The organism is uncultured Paraglaciecola sp., assembly GCF_913058035.1.
GTDB lineage: Bacteria > Pseudomonadota > Gammaproteobacteria > Enterobacterales > Alteromonadaceae > Paraglaciecola.
The window spans coordinates 64,440-80,553 of record NZ_CAJXPA010000003.1; the positions used below are offsets into that span (position 1 = coordinate 64,440).

The following is a 16,114-nucleotide window of genomic DNA, read 5'->3' on the forward strand; positions in this document are numbered from 1 at the left end:
TTTTATGTTCAAGAATATGATCCTGGCTGTTTTGATAGCTATTGTGTTGACATACAGCCTAGGCCATCTAGCCACTCAGTGGTTGGATTTACATATTTCATTTGCGAAACATGATTTTGAACCTGTAGCTTCAATACTTGTGCTCACAGGCATAGTGGCAATAATGGTCGCGATGGGGTTTATAGTGGCGTTTAGTATTTTTGCCGCCATTGCTTTTGTTTTAGTGACCCTATGTATTGGTTTGTTTGTTGCTGGACTAAGTGTTTTTTGGCCAATTATATTGGTTACTTTGGTTATTTTTCTTTTGGTAAGGGATAAACAAACAGTTGTCTATTGATATAATTGACAACCTTAGCCAAACATTTGTGTTTAATGATTGGCATGTTAATTAAATTGCTGAATAATTGGGTATATTTTTTATCTGTGGGTGGTTTATGATTAGATTGATTGTTTTACTGTGTGGCTTAGTAGTGGGTGTGGTTCACGCTGAAGTAATAGTGACAGACGCAACGGTTAGGTTATTGCCTCCGGGTGTCCCAAACACAGCTGCTTATTTCTCTATCCAAAACCAATCGGACACAAGTCAAACCCTGATTGGTGTATCGGCGGATTTTGCTGCTAAAGCAGAAATACATAACCATGTGCTGGTGGATGGTATGATGAGCATGCAACAGCAGTCTGAAGTTGTTATATCACCAGGTGAGAGTGTGAAATTTTCTTCCGGTGGCTTACATATCATGCTGTTTGGGCTTAAACAGCCGTTGCGCGAAGGAAAATCAGTCGTATTCAGATTACTCACAAAAGAGGGTAAATCTATTAGCGTAACCGCCAGCGTTGCTCGACCATCTGCACACTCTCATCATTAGGAGAAAAAATGAAACAATATCTTGCCCCAAAATGGCTGTTAAGCGCAGTTGTACTTCCTATTTTTTTGTTATGGATTTTGTCAGTCTACTGGAGCCTCGAGCCTGAGCTATTTGACCCTGAGATACTTGCAAAGCAGCAAGCTAGCCAAAGAAATGAATCTGTTGTGGCGGGTTACACAATTACAACTAGTTTAATTAAAGTCACTGAGACTTTGCTTAATAAATCTGGTGGCTATTTATCAAATGATGTATTGCCTCCAAGCGTGATGATGGACAACATGCCTAGCTGGGAGTTTGGCGCGTTAGAAATGACTCGAGATTTGGCGCTGGCAATGCGTCAAGATTTTAGTCGTTCACAAAGCCAATCTCTGGAAAATCCCTTTTTAACTAAAGCTCAGCCGCAGTTCAATATCAATAACCTAAGCTGGATATTGCCTTCTTCAGAATCTGCGTATCAGGACGGTATCGATAATTTATATGCTTATAGAAGTAGCCTATCTGATAGCCGCCAGCAACAGGGACAGTTCTATGCTCGAGCAGATAATTTAAGGGATTGGCTTAAACAGCTGGAAAAACGTTTAGGTAGTTTTTCACAACGTTTAAGCGCCAGCGTCGGTCAAGAACGACTCGATACAAATTTAGCAGGCGACGCCCAGGCTATCCAGTCTACACCAACTGCAAATAGGTTGGCTGAAAAAACAAGCTGGTGGCAGTTAGATGATAATTTTTATGAGGCTAGGGGTGCCAGTTGGGCACTATTACATTTTTTAAAAGCTGTAGAAGTGGATTTTTCTGATGTGCTTGAGAAAAAGAATGCCAAGGTTAGTTTACAACAAATTATTCGAGAGCTCGAGGCAACACAAGAGTCTCTGTGGAGCCCAATAATATTAAATGGCAGTGGTTTTGGTACCCTGGCCAATCATTCGTTAGTCATGGCAAACTATATTTCTCGGGCGAATGCTGCCTTAATTGAATTAAGTGAATTGTTGAATCAAGGTTAAATTATGAAAAATATAGTGGTATTTGTTGGACTTATTATCCTGTGTCTTAGCAATAAAAGTGATGCAGATACATTACTTGGTTTATATGCAGGTGCCCAAACTTGGAATATGCAGACCTCGGGCGGCTTTTCAAGTAATGATGATAATGCCAACTTTAATTTCGATGAGCAGGCAAATTCAAACCTGTATGTTGCCTTTGAACACCCCGTGCCACTTATCCCAAATGTCAAATTACAGAGAACTGTTATAGACACTAACGGTGAGACTACCTTAGATACTAGTTTTGATTTTGGCGGTAAAACGTATGCTTCCAGTAGTAATCTTATTACTGACGTCGAATTAATCGCTACAGATTTCATTTTATATTATGAGTTATTTGACAATGATTTAATTAGCTTCGATTTAGGTCTTAACGCCAAATACATTGATGGAGACTTATTCGTCACTGACAATGAGGATAGTTCTAACTCTGCAAGAGAAAAATTCTCAGGTCCCATACCTATGGCTTATTCAAGGCTGGCATTGGGTATACCATTTACGGGTTTTGGTGCTTTTGTAGAGGGCAGTTTTTTGAGTGTTGATGACCAGACATTGTCAGATTATCAAGCAGCTGTTACTTACAGTTTGATTGAGAGTTTAGCTATAGATCTGACCTTTCAAATTGGTTATAGAGCGATAACACTAGAACTTGATAATTTAGATAACGTCTATGCGGATCTAGAATTTAAAGGTTTTTTCGCTGGATTAGAAGTTCACTTTTAATTTTATTGATTTAGTTATAAAAAATTAGTTTTTATTCTTTCCAGTTATGTATATATATCGTTAATCTCTAGTTGTATTCACAACGGTTAGCGATTATATGTCTTTAGTAATAAATCAAGCCACTGGGCTTGCCGCAGGTTTGGATGAAAACCAGTGGTCTCAAATTAATCAGGCTACGGCCGCTCTTAATCCACAACAACTTACCTGGTTGAGTGGTTACTTAGCTGGGTTGGCGCAAACCGTTCAGCCTAATGCTCCAATTCAACAAGATAGTATTCCTGCAAAGTTCTTAACTATCTTGTATGGTTCTCAAACTGGCAATGCTAAATCTGTTGCACTGGAATTTAAAGCAAAATTAGATGCGATAAATATTCCTGCTAAGATAGCTAGCATGGCCGACTATAAGTTGAAGCAACTGAAAGTAGAAAGCCATGTGGTAATTATTGTAAGCACCCATGGTATAGGAGAAGCCCCAGATGACGCTGTGTCATTGCATAGTTTTCTTGCTGGGAATAAAGCGCCTAAACTTAATAATTTAAACTTTGCTGTTTTAGGCTTAGGTGACACCAGTTATGAGTTTTTCTGCCAGACCGGAAAAGACTTTGATAAACGCCTACAAGACTTAGGCGCAGCCAGAATAACCGAACGTGTTGACTGTGATGTCGATTACGACTCAGTGGTTGCGACTTGGTTCGAAACCGTCATACATCAGGTAAAAGACGACTTAAGCGCAATAAGTGCACGCTCAATTGCAGCATCGTTAGATGTAGGAACGAGTGTCGAAGCGTTAACTCAATATACTAAAAAAACCCCTTACACAGCAACCTTGCTTGAAAGTCTGAAAATAACTGGCCGAGATTCTGTTAAAGATATCCGCCATATTGAAATATCTCTTGAGGATTCAGGTATTCAATATCGCCCAGGTGATTCATTGGGTGTTTGGTTTAAAAATGATGCAAGCCTAGTTGACGAATTAATCACAATGCTTGATTTAGAAAGTGATGTCTCTATTAATTGGTCAGGTGACGCTTTTAGCCTTAACGATGTATTGGTTAATAAAGTAGAGTTAACGCAAAGTTATCCAACATTTGCTAGCAGATATGCAGAATATGCTGACAACGTGGAACTTAATGCTTTATTGGAAGACAAGTCAGTACTACGTGAGTATTTATCTCAACGCCAAATCATCGATGTTGTGCGACAATTTCCAGCCAAGGTGGATGCTCAACAATTTGTTGAGACGTTAAGAAACATTACACCGAGACTCTATTCTATTGCTTCCAGTCAAGCAGAAGTTGAAGACGAGGTGCATCTGACGGTAGCTTTGGTTGAGTATGATGCTCATGGCCATACTCATCAAGGTGGAGCATCTAGCTTTTTGTCTACTCGTTTAGATGAGGGTGGCGAAGTGAACGTGTTTGTTGAAAGGAATGACAATTTCCGCTTACCCGATGACGGCAGTATACCTGTCATCATGATTGGTCCCGGAACAGGTATTGCGCCTTTTAGGGCCTTTATGCAGCAACGCGAAGCAGAAGAAGCAAGTGGCGAAAACTGGTTATTCTTTGGTAACCCAAATTATACTCAGGACTTTTTGTATCAAACTGAATGGCAGCGTTTTGTTAAAGACGGTGTAGTCAACAAAATAAGCTTGGCATTTTCTAGAGACCAAGAAGAAAAAGTTTATGTGCAACATCGTATGCTAGAACAAGGTGCTGAATTTTATCAGTGGCTCGAACAAGGTGCATACCTATACGTGTGCGGAGATGCAAATCATATGGCCAAAGACGTACAAGACGCTTTAGTGCAAATAGTGATTGAACATGGCGCTAAAAGTGAAGAGCAAGCTGAACAATATATTTCTGACTTGCGTCGTGCCAAACGTTACCAGAAGGATGTTTACTAATGAGTAATGACCACAAAAAATTTATAGTTGAAGGCAAGTTAGCTGATAACGAACGTTTAAAAGATAAAAGTAATTTTTTACGTGGAACTATCACAGAAAACTTGACCGATGATTTAACAGGTGCATTTGTTGGCGATAACTTTCAGCTCATTCGCTTTCATGGCATGTACCAGCAAGACGACCGTGATATTCGTGCAGAGCGTGCTAAACAAAAATTAGAGCCGCTACAAAATGTGATGTTAAGAGCTAGGTTACCTGGTGGTATTATTACCACTGAGCAGTGGTTGGCAATAGACAAATTTGCAAAAGAAAAAAGTATTTACGGCAGTATACGTATCACTACACGTCAAACTTTTCAGTTCCACGGAGTGTTAAAACCCAACGTTAAGTCTATGCATCAAATGCTGAATCAAGTCGGTGTCGACTCTATCGCCACTGCAGGTGATGTAAACCGTAATGTGTTGTGCACATCAAATCCAATCGAGTCTGAAGTTCATCAAGAAGCCTATGAATGGGCGAAGAAAATCAGTGAACATTTGCTGCCTAAAACACGCGCTTACGCAGAAATTTGGTTAGATGGTGAAAAATCAGAAACAACGGAAGAAGAGCCTATTTTAGGTAATAACTACCTACCTCGCAAATTTAAAACTACAGTGGTTATCCCACCACAAAATGATGTAGATGTGCATGCCAATGATTTGAATTTTGTGGCTATTGCTGAACATGGAAAACTAGTGGGTTTTAATGTTTTAGTGGGCGGGGGCTTAGCCATGACACATGGCGATACATCTACTTTTCCACGCAAAGCAGATGATTTTGGGTATATCAATATAGAGGATACATTGGCTGTAGCAGAATCTGTGGTGTCTACTCAACGTGACTGGGGAAATCGAGTAAACCGTAAAAATGCAAAAACAAAATATACATTAGAGCGTGTAGGTGTTGAAAACTTTAAGGCAGAAGTAGAAAAACGTTCAGGTGTTAGTTTTGCAAAGAGTCGACCTTACGAGTTTACTTCACGTGGTGACCGAATTGGTTGGGTTGAAGGCGTGGATGGCAAACATCATCTTACGTTATTTATTGAAAATGGCCGTATTTTAGACTACCCGGGCAAAACACTTAAAACCGGTTGTGCTGAAATTGCCAAGATACATAAAGGTGACTTTCGGCTAACGGCCAATCAGAATTTGATCATTGCGGGTGTCCCAGTCGATCAAAAAGTATATATTGAAAAGTTAGCGCGCGAACATGGGCTAATGGCTGATAATGTGAGCTTGCAGCGCAAAGATTCAATGGCCTGTGTGTCTTTACCTACATGCCCATTAGCAATGGCTGAAGCAGAACGCTATTTACCCGATGCAGTGACAGAAATTGAAAAGTTACTAGCCAAGCATGGTATGCAGAATGAAAGTATTATTTATCGTGTTACCGGCTGTCCTAATGGATGTGGTCGGGCTATGTTGGCCGAAGTGGGCTTGGTAGGTAAAGCGCCAGGCAAATACAATTTTCATTTAGGTGGTGATCGTCAAGGTACTCGGATCCCTAGGATGTATCGTGAAAATATTGATGAGAAAGAAATTATGAGTGAATTAGACACCTTAATTGGACGTTGGTCTAAAGAGCGTAATTCTAACGAAGCTTTTGGCGACTTTCTTATCAGAGCTGAAGTGGTTAAACCTGTAATTGACTCAGCCAAGGACTTCTATGATGACCCAAGCTATTCAATCTAACAGTGAAGGCATTGTAGACAGTGTCGCATTAAGCATTTCAGATAACGACTTAGCACAAGCTAATATTGTCCTAGAAAAACAGTCTGCAGAACAACGGGTGAGCTGGGCATTAGAACATTTACCTCATAACTTTATGTTGTCATCAAGCTTTGGGGCACAAGCTGCTGTTATGTTACATATGGTGACGCAGCAGTATCCTGATGTACCAGTTGTGCTGACAGATACAGGCTATTTGTTTGCTGAAACATATCAGTTTGTCGATGAGTTAACACGACGTTTAAACTTAAATCTTAAGGTTTACAGGGCTGATGTCTCTTCTGCATGGCAAGAAGCTCGTATGGGAAAGATGTGGCAACAAGGTATAGAAGGTATTGAAAAATACAACGCGCTGAATAAAGTTGAGCCCATGCAAAACGCATTAAATGATTTACAAATAAAAAGTTGGTTCGCTGGGTTGCGTCGAAGCCAGTCTGATATGAGAGAAACTTTACCTGTTGTTCAGCAGTTGAAAAATCAATATAAGATTTATCCTATTATCAATTGGTCAAACAAAGATGTTCACTTATATTTAAAGGAACATAAGCTGCCATACCACCCTCTTTGGGAAAAAGGTTATGTGTCTATCGGTGACTGGCATAGCACGCTCTCTTTAAAGGAAGGTATGACTGAACAAGATACTCGTTTCTTTGGATTAAAAAGAGAATGTGGTTTACATGAATTTGGCGATGGAATTTAGTAGTGAGCTTTAGTGATTCATTTCTATTGTGTCTTCAATGTTATTTAGACTAAATTGAAAGCATTGGATAAGGTGTTTTTCAGTGACTTTACATAAGCATCTTGTTGCTTTCGGGTTACCAATTTACATAATTCTGCACCAGTCGTAGTAAATTTATAGTATACCAATATTGTACCCTTTCGCTTTGTTGTTAAATATAGTGTTTGCCCAGCACAACGCCATTCTGTTGAGATATCTAGGGGTAGTTCACCAGATTCAATCTCACTATGATGTATTAGACCTAAGTCCATTAACGACAAAATATCAGGATAGCCTAAGCCAAATTCAGCCAAGTTAAGTCGATGTTCTTTATTCGAACTAAAAAACGACCAAAGATTGGTTTTTTGATAATAACCTAGCAAAATTTTAGGTGTAGATTCACCTTTTCGTTTACTTGCTAGATTGACTGCATGGCGAAAGATTTGTGCATCTTTTTGAGTGAGTTGTTTCAACATACCTAAGGTTTTTAACGAGAAACTTCCTGGTCTTGCTGTTTCAACTGCAAATATTTTCCCCCATAGCTCTTGCATTGTGGAAGAAAAAATTTCCTCCGCCATTTTCACAAAACTGAAAAACCAGTCGGGATCTAATTCTTCTTCTTTGCCATCATCTAGGCAAAAGTCTATTGCTTTGCCTAGAATTTTTTCTAAGTTAATTAATTTCCTCTGTTCTAACACCTCTTTCTTGCGTTGTATTCTTTCATTGCTAGTCGACATTTTTAAAGGACTACTATCACTTTGAACACCCACTTGGGAAAACCAATTAATAATACGTTGCTGGCTTGATTGCCTATTCAACTTAATTTCTGATAATGTTTTAGTCTCACTAACACCTGCCGCTGCTATTTGCGAAGGCATTGGTTTTAATTTATTTATAATGGGCGGAGAATTAGACTCAATTTTCATAAAACGTTAAACACTAATAAAAATTTGCTTGGTTAAGCTGTATACTGCTTCAATACATATTGCGTGAGCAAATAAAAACGTCAAATATTAATCAATAATAGTTAATTAAATAACACTTAAATATCTTTCTTTGCTTGGTACCGTAGTCAAAGGAATGTAAAAAGCAAGGCATGATAGCTACTGACAGCATATATTCGACCTTGACGGACTATGAATGACACCTAGTAAATACGAAAATGATGAGCTGGTTTTTTTATCAGAAGATACACCCTCAGACATATCAGAGATTACTGGTGTGTGGAATGTATTAGTCGTCGACGACGACGAAGAAATTCATTCTGTTACAAGACTTGCCCTATCTGATCTGGTCCTAAATGATAAAAACTTACACTTTATCCATGCCTATTCAGGCTCTGAAGCGTTAAAAATAATTGAAAGCATGGGGTCATCTATAGCTATTATCTTGCTAGATGTGGTGATGGAGGCTGATGATGCTGGCTTGACTGTTGCAAGAATAATGCGCGAAGAAATGAAAATTTTAGAACCACGTATAATTCTACGCACCGGGCAGCCTGGATATGCCCCTGAAGAGCAAGTTATTAAAGATTATGATATCAACGACTATAAAACTAAAACAGAGCTTACGCGAAGTAAACTAGTGACAACTATTATTGCTTCTTTGCGTTCTTATCAACAAATATTGTCAATTAACCAAAGCCGTCAAGGTTTACAAAAAATTATAGTGTCATCGGCAAATTTAATGGAAGAAAATTCTGTTAAAAGTTTCTGTGAAGGGGTGGTAACTCAAATTAGTTCGCTTATTGGTTTAGAGGCCGGTGGGATTGTCTGTGCAAAAGCAGGCTCAGTGTTGGATAAAGAAGACGATGGTATTTATGTGCTTGGCGCTGCTGGTGAGTTTGCTCCCTACATCAACAAAAGTTTAGAAAATTTACACAATGCACAAATAGTTAAATTTGTTAATTCGTGTTTGCAACTTAAAAAACATATATTTGAGCAAGAATTTTCTGTGCTTTATATTAATAGCTCTGGTTATGATGCGGCCGTTTATCTGCAGATAGGTAGCGAGATCAGTACAGTTGATCAACAACTGCTTGAGGTGTTTTTATCAAGTATTTCTATAGGTTATGAAAATGCTAATTTATTTCACCAGCTCCGTACGGCTGCTTTTAAAGATTGGTTAACTAAGCTGCCTAATCGTAGTGAATTTATTAATATGTTGGATGGTTGTAGTGATGCTAAAAATAAAAGCTTAGATTCAGTTGTTGCTTTAATTGATATTAATCATTTTGCAGACATCAATGATGGACTGGGCCAAGATGTCGGTAATAGTACTCTGCTAGCAGTCACTCAACGCTTAGAAGAGACCTTCTTAGATAAAGTAAAAATGGGCCGAATTGGCTCAGACGTTTTTGGTTTAATTGGCCCTGATTTTTTTGTCAATCCTCAAACACTGAATGAGATGTTTTTGGCTCCATTTAAAGGAGGGGAGCATACATTACCATTATCGGCGTCTTTTGGTTTTTGCCGATTAGACGGGAAAATGCAGACTGGTATCAATATCCTTAAGCATAGTAATATTGCCCTAAATCAAGCTAAGAAAAGCCTAAATACTAACTTTGCATATTATGCGCCTGAGATGGAGGCAGAAACAACTTGGCGTTTGGATACGATCAGGCAACTAAATCGGGACTTAGAAGCGAAAAGGTTGCAGCTTTGGTATCAACCCCAAGTTAATTTAGTGTCTGAAAAAATCGTTGGGATGGAAGCTTTGTTACGCTGGCCAATGTCTGATGGAAGTTATATTTCGCCTACTGTATTTGTCCCACTAGCTGAGTATTCAGGTTTGATTATTGATATTGGTATCTGGGTTTTGGAAGAGTCTTGTCGAAAACTTAATGCATTGTCCAAACAAGGATACACAGGCTTGCGAATGGCGGTCAATATTTCTATGCCGCAATTCAGAGACCCTAACTTTGTTATTCGTGTAAAAAATATCATTACAGAATCTGCTGTTGCACCAGATATGATAGAACTAGAAATTACTGAAAGTGTTGTTATGGATGAGCCACAAATTGTGATTGAAGCTTTAAAAGAGTTGAAGCGATTTGGAGTCAAGGTAGCGATTGATGACTTTGGTACTGGTTTTTCTTCTATGAGTTATCTACAACAATTACCCCTTGACCGGTTAAAAGTCGATCGTTCCTTTGTTAACGAAATTACACCCGGTAAATCGGCTTTCATAGCCGAGACTATAGTGACCTTGGGTAATAAACTTGGTTTATCGACAATTGCAGAAGGAGTAGAAAAAAGAGAACAGGCTAGTTACATGTTGGAGTTAGGCTGTGATGAAGCCCAAGGTTACTTATTTGCGAAACCTATGCCATATGAACAACTGCTAGAATTTTTATTATCGCAAGATCAGTAATCTGTATTTATATTGATTGGCGTTTTCAAGACATTGAGTGCATTTTATATTAAATGGTAAGTTTCGAGGCATTTTTCTGAAACGCTAATAACACTCAATGGGCATAATCAGATTGGAATTTAATTATGGTAAAGGTGTCTGAATAGAAAGGTAAATATTAGCTACTTTATGCAAAGTAATGATGCTCAGTGATAAAATTGTTTATATTCAGTGTTGCGTGCTTCAAAAAGGTTTTTCGTAAAAAAAAAGGCCTCTGAATGAGGCCTTCTAAATTTAATTTTTGTGAGAGCTATTCAGTCATTATAGGTAAAAAATCAAATTGATTGATGTGTAACCACTTCTGCTTTTGTATAGCTAAGCTTTGTTTTAATTCTTTGTATCTGTAATGAACTTCAAGGCTTTCATAGCTGCGTTTGAAGCTTTGCTTTTTGATTGCCATGAGTTGTTTTTTAGCTGCGTAATAGTCGGTCATACGCTGCGCTAAGAGTTCGTACTCAACCTGCACTTTAGCAAGTATTTCATCTGCATTCGCAAGTTTAGATACTTTTTCCTGAGCTAGTTTAAGTTGCATAGCAGCTTTTGCTTTTTCAATTCTCTCTTCAGGTGTACGACGAAGTTTACTAGCCCAGCCAATAATCGATAAACCTTTGATTAACCATTTTGTTGGATCAAATTGCCACCATTTGACACCATTTCTGTAATCGTATTCAAATATGTGGTGAAAGTTGTGATAACCCTCACCGAAAGTGAAAAAAGCTAGTATATCGTTATCCCGGGCACTATTCTTATCAGTATAAGGTTGTCTACCCCATATATGGGCTAGAGAGTTGATGAAAAAAGTGACGTGGTGCACAACTACTAAGCGAAAAACGCCAGCCAGTAACAACATGCCCCAAATATCACCGTTCATCAATCCTAGTAACAACGGTATACCAAAGTTTGCCCCTAACATGATTTTTAAATAGTGCTTATGTTGCCACATCACGACAGTATCTTTTTGTAAATCACGGCAATTACTGTAATCAGCATAACGCTGGATTTGATACTCTCTCAACATCCAACCGATATGTGAGTACCAGAATCCTTTTTTTGCTGAATAAGGGTCATGCTGGTTATCATCAACATGTTTGTGGTGGATACGATGATCTGAACACCAATGCAATATACTGTTTTGCAGTGACATCGCCCCACCTATCGCCAACACGACTTTAACAAAACTGTTGGCATCGTAGGATTTGTGAGACCACAATCGATGGTAACCGGCAGTAATCGACATACCTGAAAAGTAAATTAATATAACGCATGCAGTTATTTCAAAGGCATCGAAACCATTTATCAGTGCTTCAAGAGGCATTAATACTGTAGCTATAAGCCCAGTAATGGTAAAAACTAATATATTGGTTAACAGTAGGCGTGGTTTTTTCATTTAATACATTAAATTCAGCTTACAAGTGTACGCTATATTACGTTGCCTTTTATGTTTCGCAAGTCATATATGTGTATAAAGAGATATTTCTTCGGTATGTGTTTTGCTTTTTTCAAGTTAGTATTCTGTGCATCTTGAACAAGTCATCAAAACTAGGTTTAGCCAGTGAACCGTCAAGAACAAAAATTACGGACTCGACGTTCTATTATTGAAGCAGCATTTTCGCTGTTAGATGAACAACGAAGTATGTCGAGTATCAGCCTTAGAGAAGTTGCACGTGCAGCAGGTATTGCGCCTACTTCTTTTTATCGTCACTTTAAAGATATTGACGAACTAGGCTTAACGTTAGTCGACGAAGCAGGTCTAGCCTTGCGTCAGCTGATGCGTCAAGCCAGAGTGAGAATTGCCTCTGGCGGTGGTGTAATTAATATCTCAGTAGATACATTTATGGAATTTATATCTGCTAACAATAATGTTTTTCGTTTACTTTTACGAGAACACACAGGCACTTCAATGGCTTTTAGAGCCGCGGTACTGCGGGAAATAAAACATTTTAATGTTGAACTAACCGACTACACTATATCTACTACAGGTTTGCCATACAGCATCGCTAATTTACAAGCCGAAGCGATGGTTAAGTTGGTGTTTAGCGCCGGAGCGGAAGCACTTGATGCTTCCGATGAGCAAAAAGCTAATGTGGCAGAACGTGTAAAACTACAATTAAGGTTTGTCGTTAATGGTGCTTTACAAGCTAAAGCCGATCAAACGTCGGGTTAACCCATCTCCAATCAGTGGTGTGTTACTTTTTTTGTAAGTAAACACCACACTCCACATGATGTGTATAAGGAAACTGATCGAATAGTGCAAATCTTGTGACGGAATGTGTGAGTAATAGTATGTCAAGATTAAGTTTTAGAGTGTCTGGATTACATGAAATGTACACGATATTTTCATATTGGCTAACCATATCCAAAGTACTGTCATCTAAGCCCGCACGAGGAGGGTCCACTAATACGGTATCGAATTGGTAATCATTTAAGTTAATGCCCTCTAAACGACGAAATTCACGCACTCCTTGTTGTGCCTGAACAAATTCTTCACTCGACATACGAACAATTTTAAGGTTATCTATATTATTTTTGACAATATTATTTTGGGCTGCAGCTACGGATGTTTTGGATATTTCTGTGGCTAATACTTTTTCAAAGTTTTGTGCTAAGGGAACAGAAAAATTACCTGAACCACAATAAAGTTCGAGTAAGTCACCTTGGCTATTTTGAGTAATATCTAGAGCCCACTCTATCATCATAATGTTGACCTGTGCATTGGGCTGAGTGAAACTATTTTCGACTTGTTTAAACGTGAATCTGCGTTTATTGATTAATAATCTTTCGGTTACATAATCTTTATCAAGAATGATTTTTTGTTTTTTTGCACGACCAATTATGTCTATTTTAAATTTTTGTCTTAATGCTGTTCGGATGCTTTGCATTTCATGCGTCCATACCTCATCCAATTTTTTGTGGTAAAGCAAAGATACGACGATTTCACCACTGAGTGTGGCTAAGTAATCAATTTGAAAAAGCTTTCTTCGTGCTGTTTCATTTTTCTTGAGCAACAAAAGCATATTGCTCATAACATCATTAACAAGCTTGCTAGCTGGAGGGAAATGGTGGACCTGATATTTTTCTTTTGTAGTCTGATCAAACATAACATGGTGTAAATCATCACCATCGTGCCACAGCCTAAACTCTGCACGTAATCTATAATGCAAAGGTTCTGATTCAAACACTTCTAATGCAGGCATAGGAAGTTGAGCAAAACTTTCCTTAATAATATTTGTTTTGGTTTTTAGTTGTTCAACATATTTGTCTGCCTGAATATCAGTTGGCCGCATGTATTGCCTCAATCATTAGGGGAGGGATAAATCTGCGCAAGGTAAAGTGTTTTTGCCCATTCTGCAATATATAAGGAAATTTAAACCTTACGTTAATAATAATATTTATATAGATTAAACTAAAGTATTCAGCAGAAGTTGCCGATTGTGTAAGTTAAGCATAGATGGATTGTTAAGATAGTGAGGTATCTGCCATGAACATTAGTCAAATAAAAGCCTTTTTGGGTGAACAGCCACAACACCTAGGTAATGAAAACAGCATTCAAAACCAGTTACGAGAAACTGGTTTAAAACAAGCTAAAGGTGGACAACATGATCAAGCGTCGCAAAAAATAGATAAGTTTAGCTTTAGTACTTCTCTGGGTGTGCGGTTATATTCGAATTCGCTAAACGATAACTTGGTAGTTGATAGGCAAAAACCTAACTTTTCTGTATCCGATGGTGTGGGTAATGAAGCCACAGCATTTGATTTTGAGAAAATTGCAAAAAATGTTCTCAATTTTGTAGGTGGTGCAATAAAGAATGCCCAAAATAGAGGAGCTGATGTAGATGAATTGAATAGTCTTTTTGAGCAAGCATCATCAGGTGTACTTAAAGGCATAAAGCTAGCAGAACAAGATTTAGCAGGCTTCATGAATGAAGAAATTGCCAATGGAATCAGCAAAAGTAAAAGCCTAGTTGAAGAGGGCATTACTAATTTAAAGCGCGATATATTTAATCCAGAAGTTTTAGAAGCACAAGAACTATCAAAGCCTAATGTTAACTTCACAAGCGAATCCGTGGTAAGTCAAGAATCAGGTGAGCTAAGTATCACCACAAGAGACGGCGACAGTGTAAATATTACTTTTCAAGACTTTGAAAGAATCGAATTTAGTCAGAAGCAAGTACAACAACTCTCTAAAGAAATACCTCAAGTTGAAGGGGTGAGAGTGTCACAACCAGTTAAAAATGATGTACCTCCAGTTGTAAATAACATAGCAACCTCGGATATTGATTTAATAGAAAAGCCAGGTTTGAAAGCTAATCAGGTACAAGAATCAAAATCCAGCTCTACATCAGTAGAAGAAAATGTAGTTTTTTATCAGGAGAGTTCATTTTCTTTTTCGGTTAGAGGTGAATTAGCTCAAGAAGAACTCAAAGCCATTGGTCAACTAGTATCTGACGCAAATGAACTTGCGGAAGAATTTTTTAATGGTGATATCGAGACTGCTTTTAAGCAAGCACTAGAATTGGGGTTTGACGAACAAGAGTTGTCCAGTTTTGCGTTACAGCTTACAAAAATAGAAAATACTGAAGTTATTAAAGCCTATGAAACAGTTTCTAGATTTGATCAAGACGGTGTTGATTCCAACCCTGCAAAAGCAGTTAAACCGGTCACTGATTATCTAAATAAACTGTTAAACGTGCTTGATGGGTCAAGTTTGCAACTAGAGGATAATAAGTCTTATGAAAATATAATTAATGAATTGATTAATAGACTAGGCGAGGATGTGGCTACACCAGATTTAATATCTGCTATTAATCGATTTAATATTTTCAATCAAAAACTCGTAGACAATCTGCCTGTAGGTTATCAACCAAAAAAGTAATCTTAGCTATCTAATGGATAGCATCTAAAAAAGCCAGCATCATGCTGGCTTTTTTAGATACTCAATAAAGTCTATTCTTCTTCAATTTTTTCTTTGGCAAGTCGAACTTTTAAAGTACGTTCTTGAAATGTTGAGTCGTTTAAATTTTTAATTGCCTTGGCTGCACTATCTGCATTCATTTCAACAAACCCATAGCCTTTTCTTTTTCCAGTGCGGCGGTCCTTCATTAACCTAACAGACACAACCGTTCCTTGTTGTTCAAAGTGTTCTTGTACCGCATCCTCATCGGCGCGGTATGGAAGGTTACCGACATAAAGAGTTGATATTTCACTTGTTGAGTCTTGCTCACTTGATGAACTAGGAGCTGGGAACAGCTTTATTATAGCTGGTATTAATATGCCACCGATTAAGACACCGATAACTGCAGATAATTGAGAATTCATACCAGAGGCGACGATGGGCAAAATAAAATAAAGAACAATAGCGAAAATGACTGTGACAAAGATATTCATAATAAAAGATGGATTCATGTGGCTCTACCTAGAAAGATTTTATAGTTATAAGATTAAAAGCAAACTTATGGTACTCATTTATATGTTTTTCGCAACAGTAAGACTGAGTATCAGCTATCCTTTTATTGATTCTTAACCATAATAGAGCTGTTTATAGTATTTGAGTAATTAATAAGCACTTAAACGTTAATTGTAAATTAGGGCTTGCATAGGAATCTGATGTATCTATAATGCGCCCTCGCTTCAAGGGAGACCACTTAGGTCACTCGCAACATCACAGGGTAAACCTCGATGTTGCA

At 38.1% G+C, this 16,114-nt stretch carries 14 protein-coding genes; 10 read left to right on the plus strand and 4 right to left on the minus strand.

What is annotated here, in order from left to right:
* Positions 1 to 4: 4 nt before the first annotated feature.
* The 7 genes from QZ562_RS01035 (at position 5) to QZ562_RS01065 (ending at position 7,001) form a co-directional block, all read left to right on the plus strand.
* Positions 5 to 337 carry a hypothetical protein gene (locus QZ562_RS01035; RefSeq protein ID WP_293755704.1) on the plus strand — a complete coding sequence of 111 codons (333 nt, stop codon included), beginning with the start codon at positions 5 to 7 and terminating at the stop codon, positions 335 to 337.
* Positions 338 to 434: 97 nt separating this feature from the next.
* Positions 435 to 866 carry a copper chaperone PCu(A)C gene (locus QZ562_RS01040; RefSeq protein ID WP_293755748.1) on the plus strand — a complete coding sequence of 144 codons (432 nt, stop codon included), beginning with the start codon at positions 435 to 437 and terminating at the stop codon, positions 864 to 866.
* 8 nt (positions 867 to 874) lie between these two features.
* Entirely contained in the window at positions 875 to 1,867 is a 993-nt protein-coding gene (locus QZ562_RS01045; protein WP_293755751.1) for a DUF2333 family protein, read from the plus strand.
* Between the two features lie 3 nt (positions 1,868 to 1,870).
* The gene (locus QZ562_RS01050; RefSeq protein WP_293755754.1) at positions 1,871 to 2,629 is read left to right on the plus strand and encodes a TIGR04219 family outer membrane beta-barrel protein; all 759 of its coding nucleotides are present in this window, start codon (positions 1,871 to 1,873) and stop codon (positions 2,627 to 2,629) included.
* A 97-nt stretch (positions 2,630 to 2,726) separates the two neighbouring features.
* Entirely contained in the window at positions 2,727 to 4,535 is a 1,809-nt protein-coding gene (locus QZ562_RS01055; protein WP_293755757.1) for an assimilatory sulfite reductase (NADPH) flavoprotein subunit, read from the plus strand.
* The gene (cysI, locus tag QZ562_RS01060; protein WP_293755761.1) at positions 4,535 to 6,265 is read left to right on the plus strand and encodes an assimilatory sulfite reductase (NADPH) hemoprotein subunit; all 1,731 of its coding nucleotides are present in this window, start codon (positions 4,535 to 4,537) and stop codon (positions 6,263 to 6,265) included. The genes QZ562_RS01055 and cysI overlap by 1 nt, the downstream gene beginning before the upstream one ends.
* On the plus strand, positions 6,243 to 7,001 hold the full coding sequence (locus QZ562_RS01065) for a phosphoadenylyl-sulfate reductase (protein WP_293755789.1): 759 nt from the start codon (positions 6,243 to 6,245) through the stop codon (positions 6,999 to 7,001). Before cysI ends, QZ562_RS01065 begins: the two co-directional genes overlap by 23 nt.
* A gap of 44 nt (positions 7,002 to 7,045) precedes the next feature.
* Here the strand turns inward: QZ562_RS01065 and QZ562_RS01070 are convergent, their stop codons facing one another.
* Entirely contained in the window at positions 7,046 to 7,945 is a 900-nt protein-coding gene (locus QZ562_RS01070) for a TIGR03899 family protein (protein ID WP_293755764.1), read from the minus strand.
* A gap of 214 nt (positions 7,946 to 8,159) precedes the next feature.
* Between QZ562_RS01070 and QZ562_RS01075 the strand changes: the two genes are divergently transcribed.
* Positions 8,160 to 10,391 carry an EAL domain-containing protein gene (locus QZ562_RS01075; protein ID WP_293755767.1) on the plus strand — a complete coding sequence of 744 codons (2,232 nt, stop codon included), beginning with the start codon at positions 8,160 to 8,162 and terminating at the stop codon, positions 10,389 to 10,391.
* A 289-nt stretch (positions 10,392 to 10,680) separates the two neighbouring features.
* On the opposite strand, the gene QZ562_RS01080 is transcribed toward QZ562_RS01075, so the two are convergent.
* The gene (locus QZ562_RS01080) at positions 10,681 to 11,817 is read right to left on the minus strand and encodes a fatty acid desaturase (RefSeq protein ID WP_293755770.1); all 1,137 of its coding nucleotides are present in this window, start codon (positions 11,815 to 11,817) and stop codon (positions 10,681 to 10,683) included.
* 165 nt (positions 11,818 to 11,982) lie between these two features.
* On the opposite strand from QZ562_RS01080, the gene fabR reads away from it, so the two are divergent.
* Positions 11,983 to 12,594, plus strand: a complete 612-nt coding sequence (gene fabR, locus QZ562_RS01085; protein WP_293755773.1) for an HTH-type transcriptional repressor FabR — start codon at positions 11,983 to 11,985, stop codon at positions 12,592 to 12,594.
* 22 nt (positions 12,595 to 12,616) lie between these two features.
* Here fabR and trmA read toward each other — a convergent pair whose 3' ends face one another.
* On the minus strand, positions 12,617 to 13,714 hold the full coding sequence (trmA, locus tag QZ562_RS01090; protein WP_293755776.1) for a tRNA (uridine(54)-C5)-methyltransferase TrmA: 1,098 nt from the start codon (positions 13,712 to 13,714) through the stop codon (positions 12,617 to 12,619).
* Positions 13,715 to 13,908: 194 nt separating this feature from the next.
* Between trmA and QZ562_RS01095 the strand changes: the two genes are divergently transcribed.
* Entirely contained in the window at positions 13,909 to 15,303 is a 1,395-nt protein-coding gene (locus QZ562_RS01095; protein WP_293755778.1) for a DUF5610 domain-containing protein, read from the plus strand.
* A 71-nt stretch (positions 15,304 to 15,374) separates the two neighbouring features.
* Here the strand turns inward: QZ562_RS01095 and QZ562_RS01100 are convergent, their stop codons facing one another.
* Positions 15,375 to 15,833, minus strand: a complete 459-nt coding sequence (locus QZ562_RS01100; RefSeq protein WP_293755780.1) for an RNA-binding protein — start codon at positions 15,831 to 15,833, stop codon at positions 15,375 to 15,377.
* Positions 15,834 to 16,114 lie beyond the last annotated feature (281 nt).

Coding starts and splice junctions, on each gene's coding strand:
- QZ562_RS01035 (WP_293755704.1), top strand. CDS start 5: ATGTTCAAGAATATGATCCTGGCTGTTTTGATAGCTATTGTGTTGACA.
- QZ562_RS01040 (WP_293755748.1), top strand. CDS start 435: ATGATTAGATTGATTGTTTTACTGTGTGGCTTAGTAGTGGGTGTGGTT.
- QZ562_RS01045 (WP_293755751.1), top strand. CDS start 875: ATGAAACAATATCTTGCCCCAAAATGGCTGTTAAGCGCAGTTGTACTT.
- QZ562_RS01050 (WP_293755754.1), top strand. CDS start 1,871: ATGAAAAATATAGTGGTATTTGTTGGACTTATTATCCTGTGTCTTAGC.
- QZ562_RS01055 (WP_293755757.1), top strand. CDS start 2,727: ATGTCTTTAGTAATAAATCAAGCCACTGGGCTTGCCGCAGGTTTGGAT.
- cysI (WP_293755761.1), top strand. CDS start 4,535: ATGAGTAATGACCACAAAAAATTTATAGTTGAAGGCAAGTTAGCTGAT.
- QZ562_RS01065 (WP_293755789.1), top strand. CDS start 6,243: ATGACCCAAGCTATTCAATCTAACAGTGAAGGCATTGTAGACAGTGTC.
- QZ562_RS01070 (WP_293755764.1), bottom strand. CDS start 7,945: ATGAAAATTGAGTCTAATTCTCCGCCCATTATAAATAAATTAAAACCA.
- QZ562_RS01075 (WP_293755767.1), top strand. CDS start 8,160: ATGACACCTAGTAAATACGAAAATGATGAGCTGGTTTTTTTATCAGAA.
- QZ562_RS01080 (WP_293755770.1), bottom strand. CDS start 11,817: ATGAAAAAACCACGCCTACTGTTAACCAATATATTAGTTTTTACCATT.
- trmA (WP_293755776.1), bottom strand. CDS start 13,714: ATGCGGCCAACTGATATTCAGGCAGACAAATATGTTGAACAACTAAAA.
- QZ562_RS01095 (WP_293755778.1), top strand. CDS start 13,909: ATGAACATTAGTCAAATAAAAGCCTTTTTGGGTGAACAGCCACAACAC.
- QZ562_RS01100 (WP_293755780.1), bottom strand. CDS start 15,833: ATGAATCCATCTTTTATTATGAATATCTTTGTCACAGTCATTTTCGCT.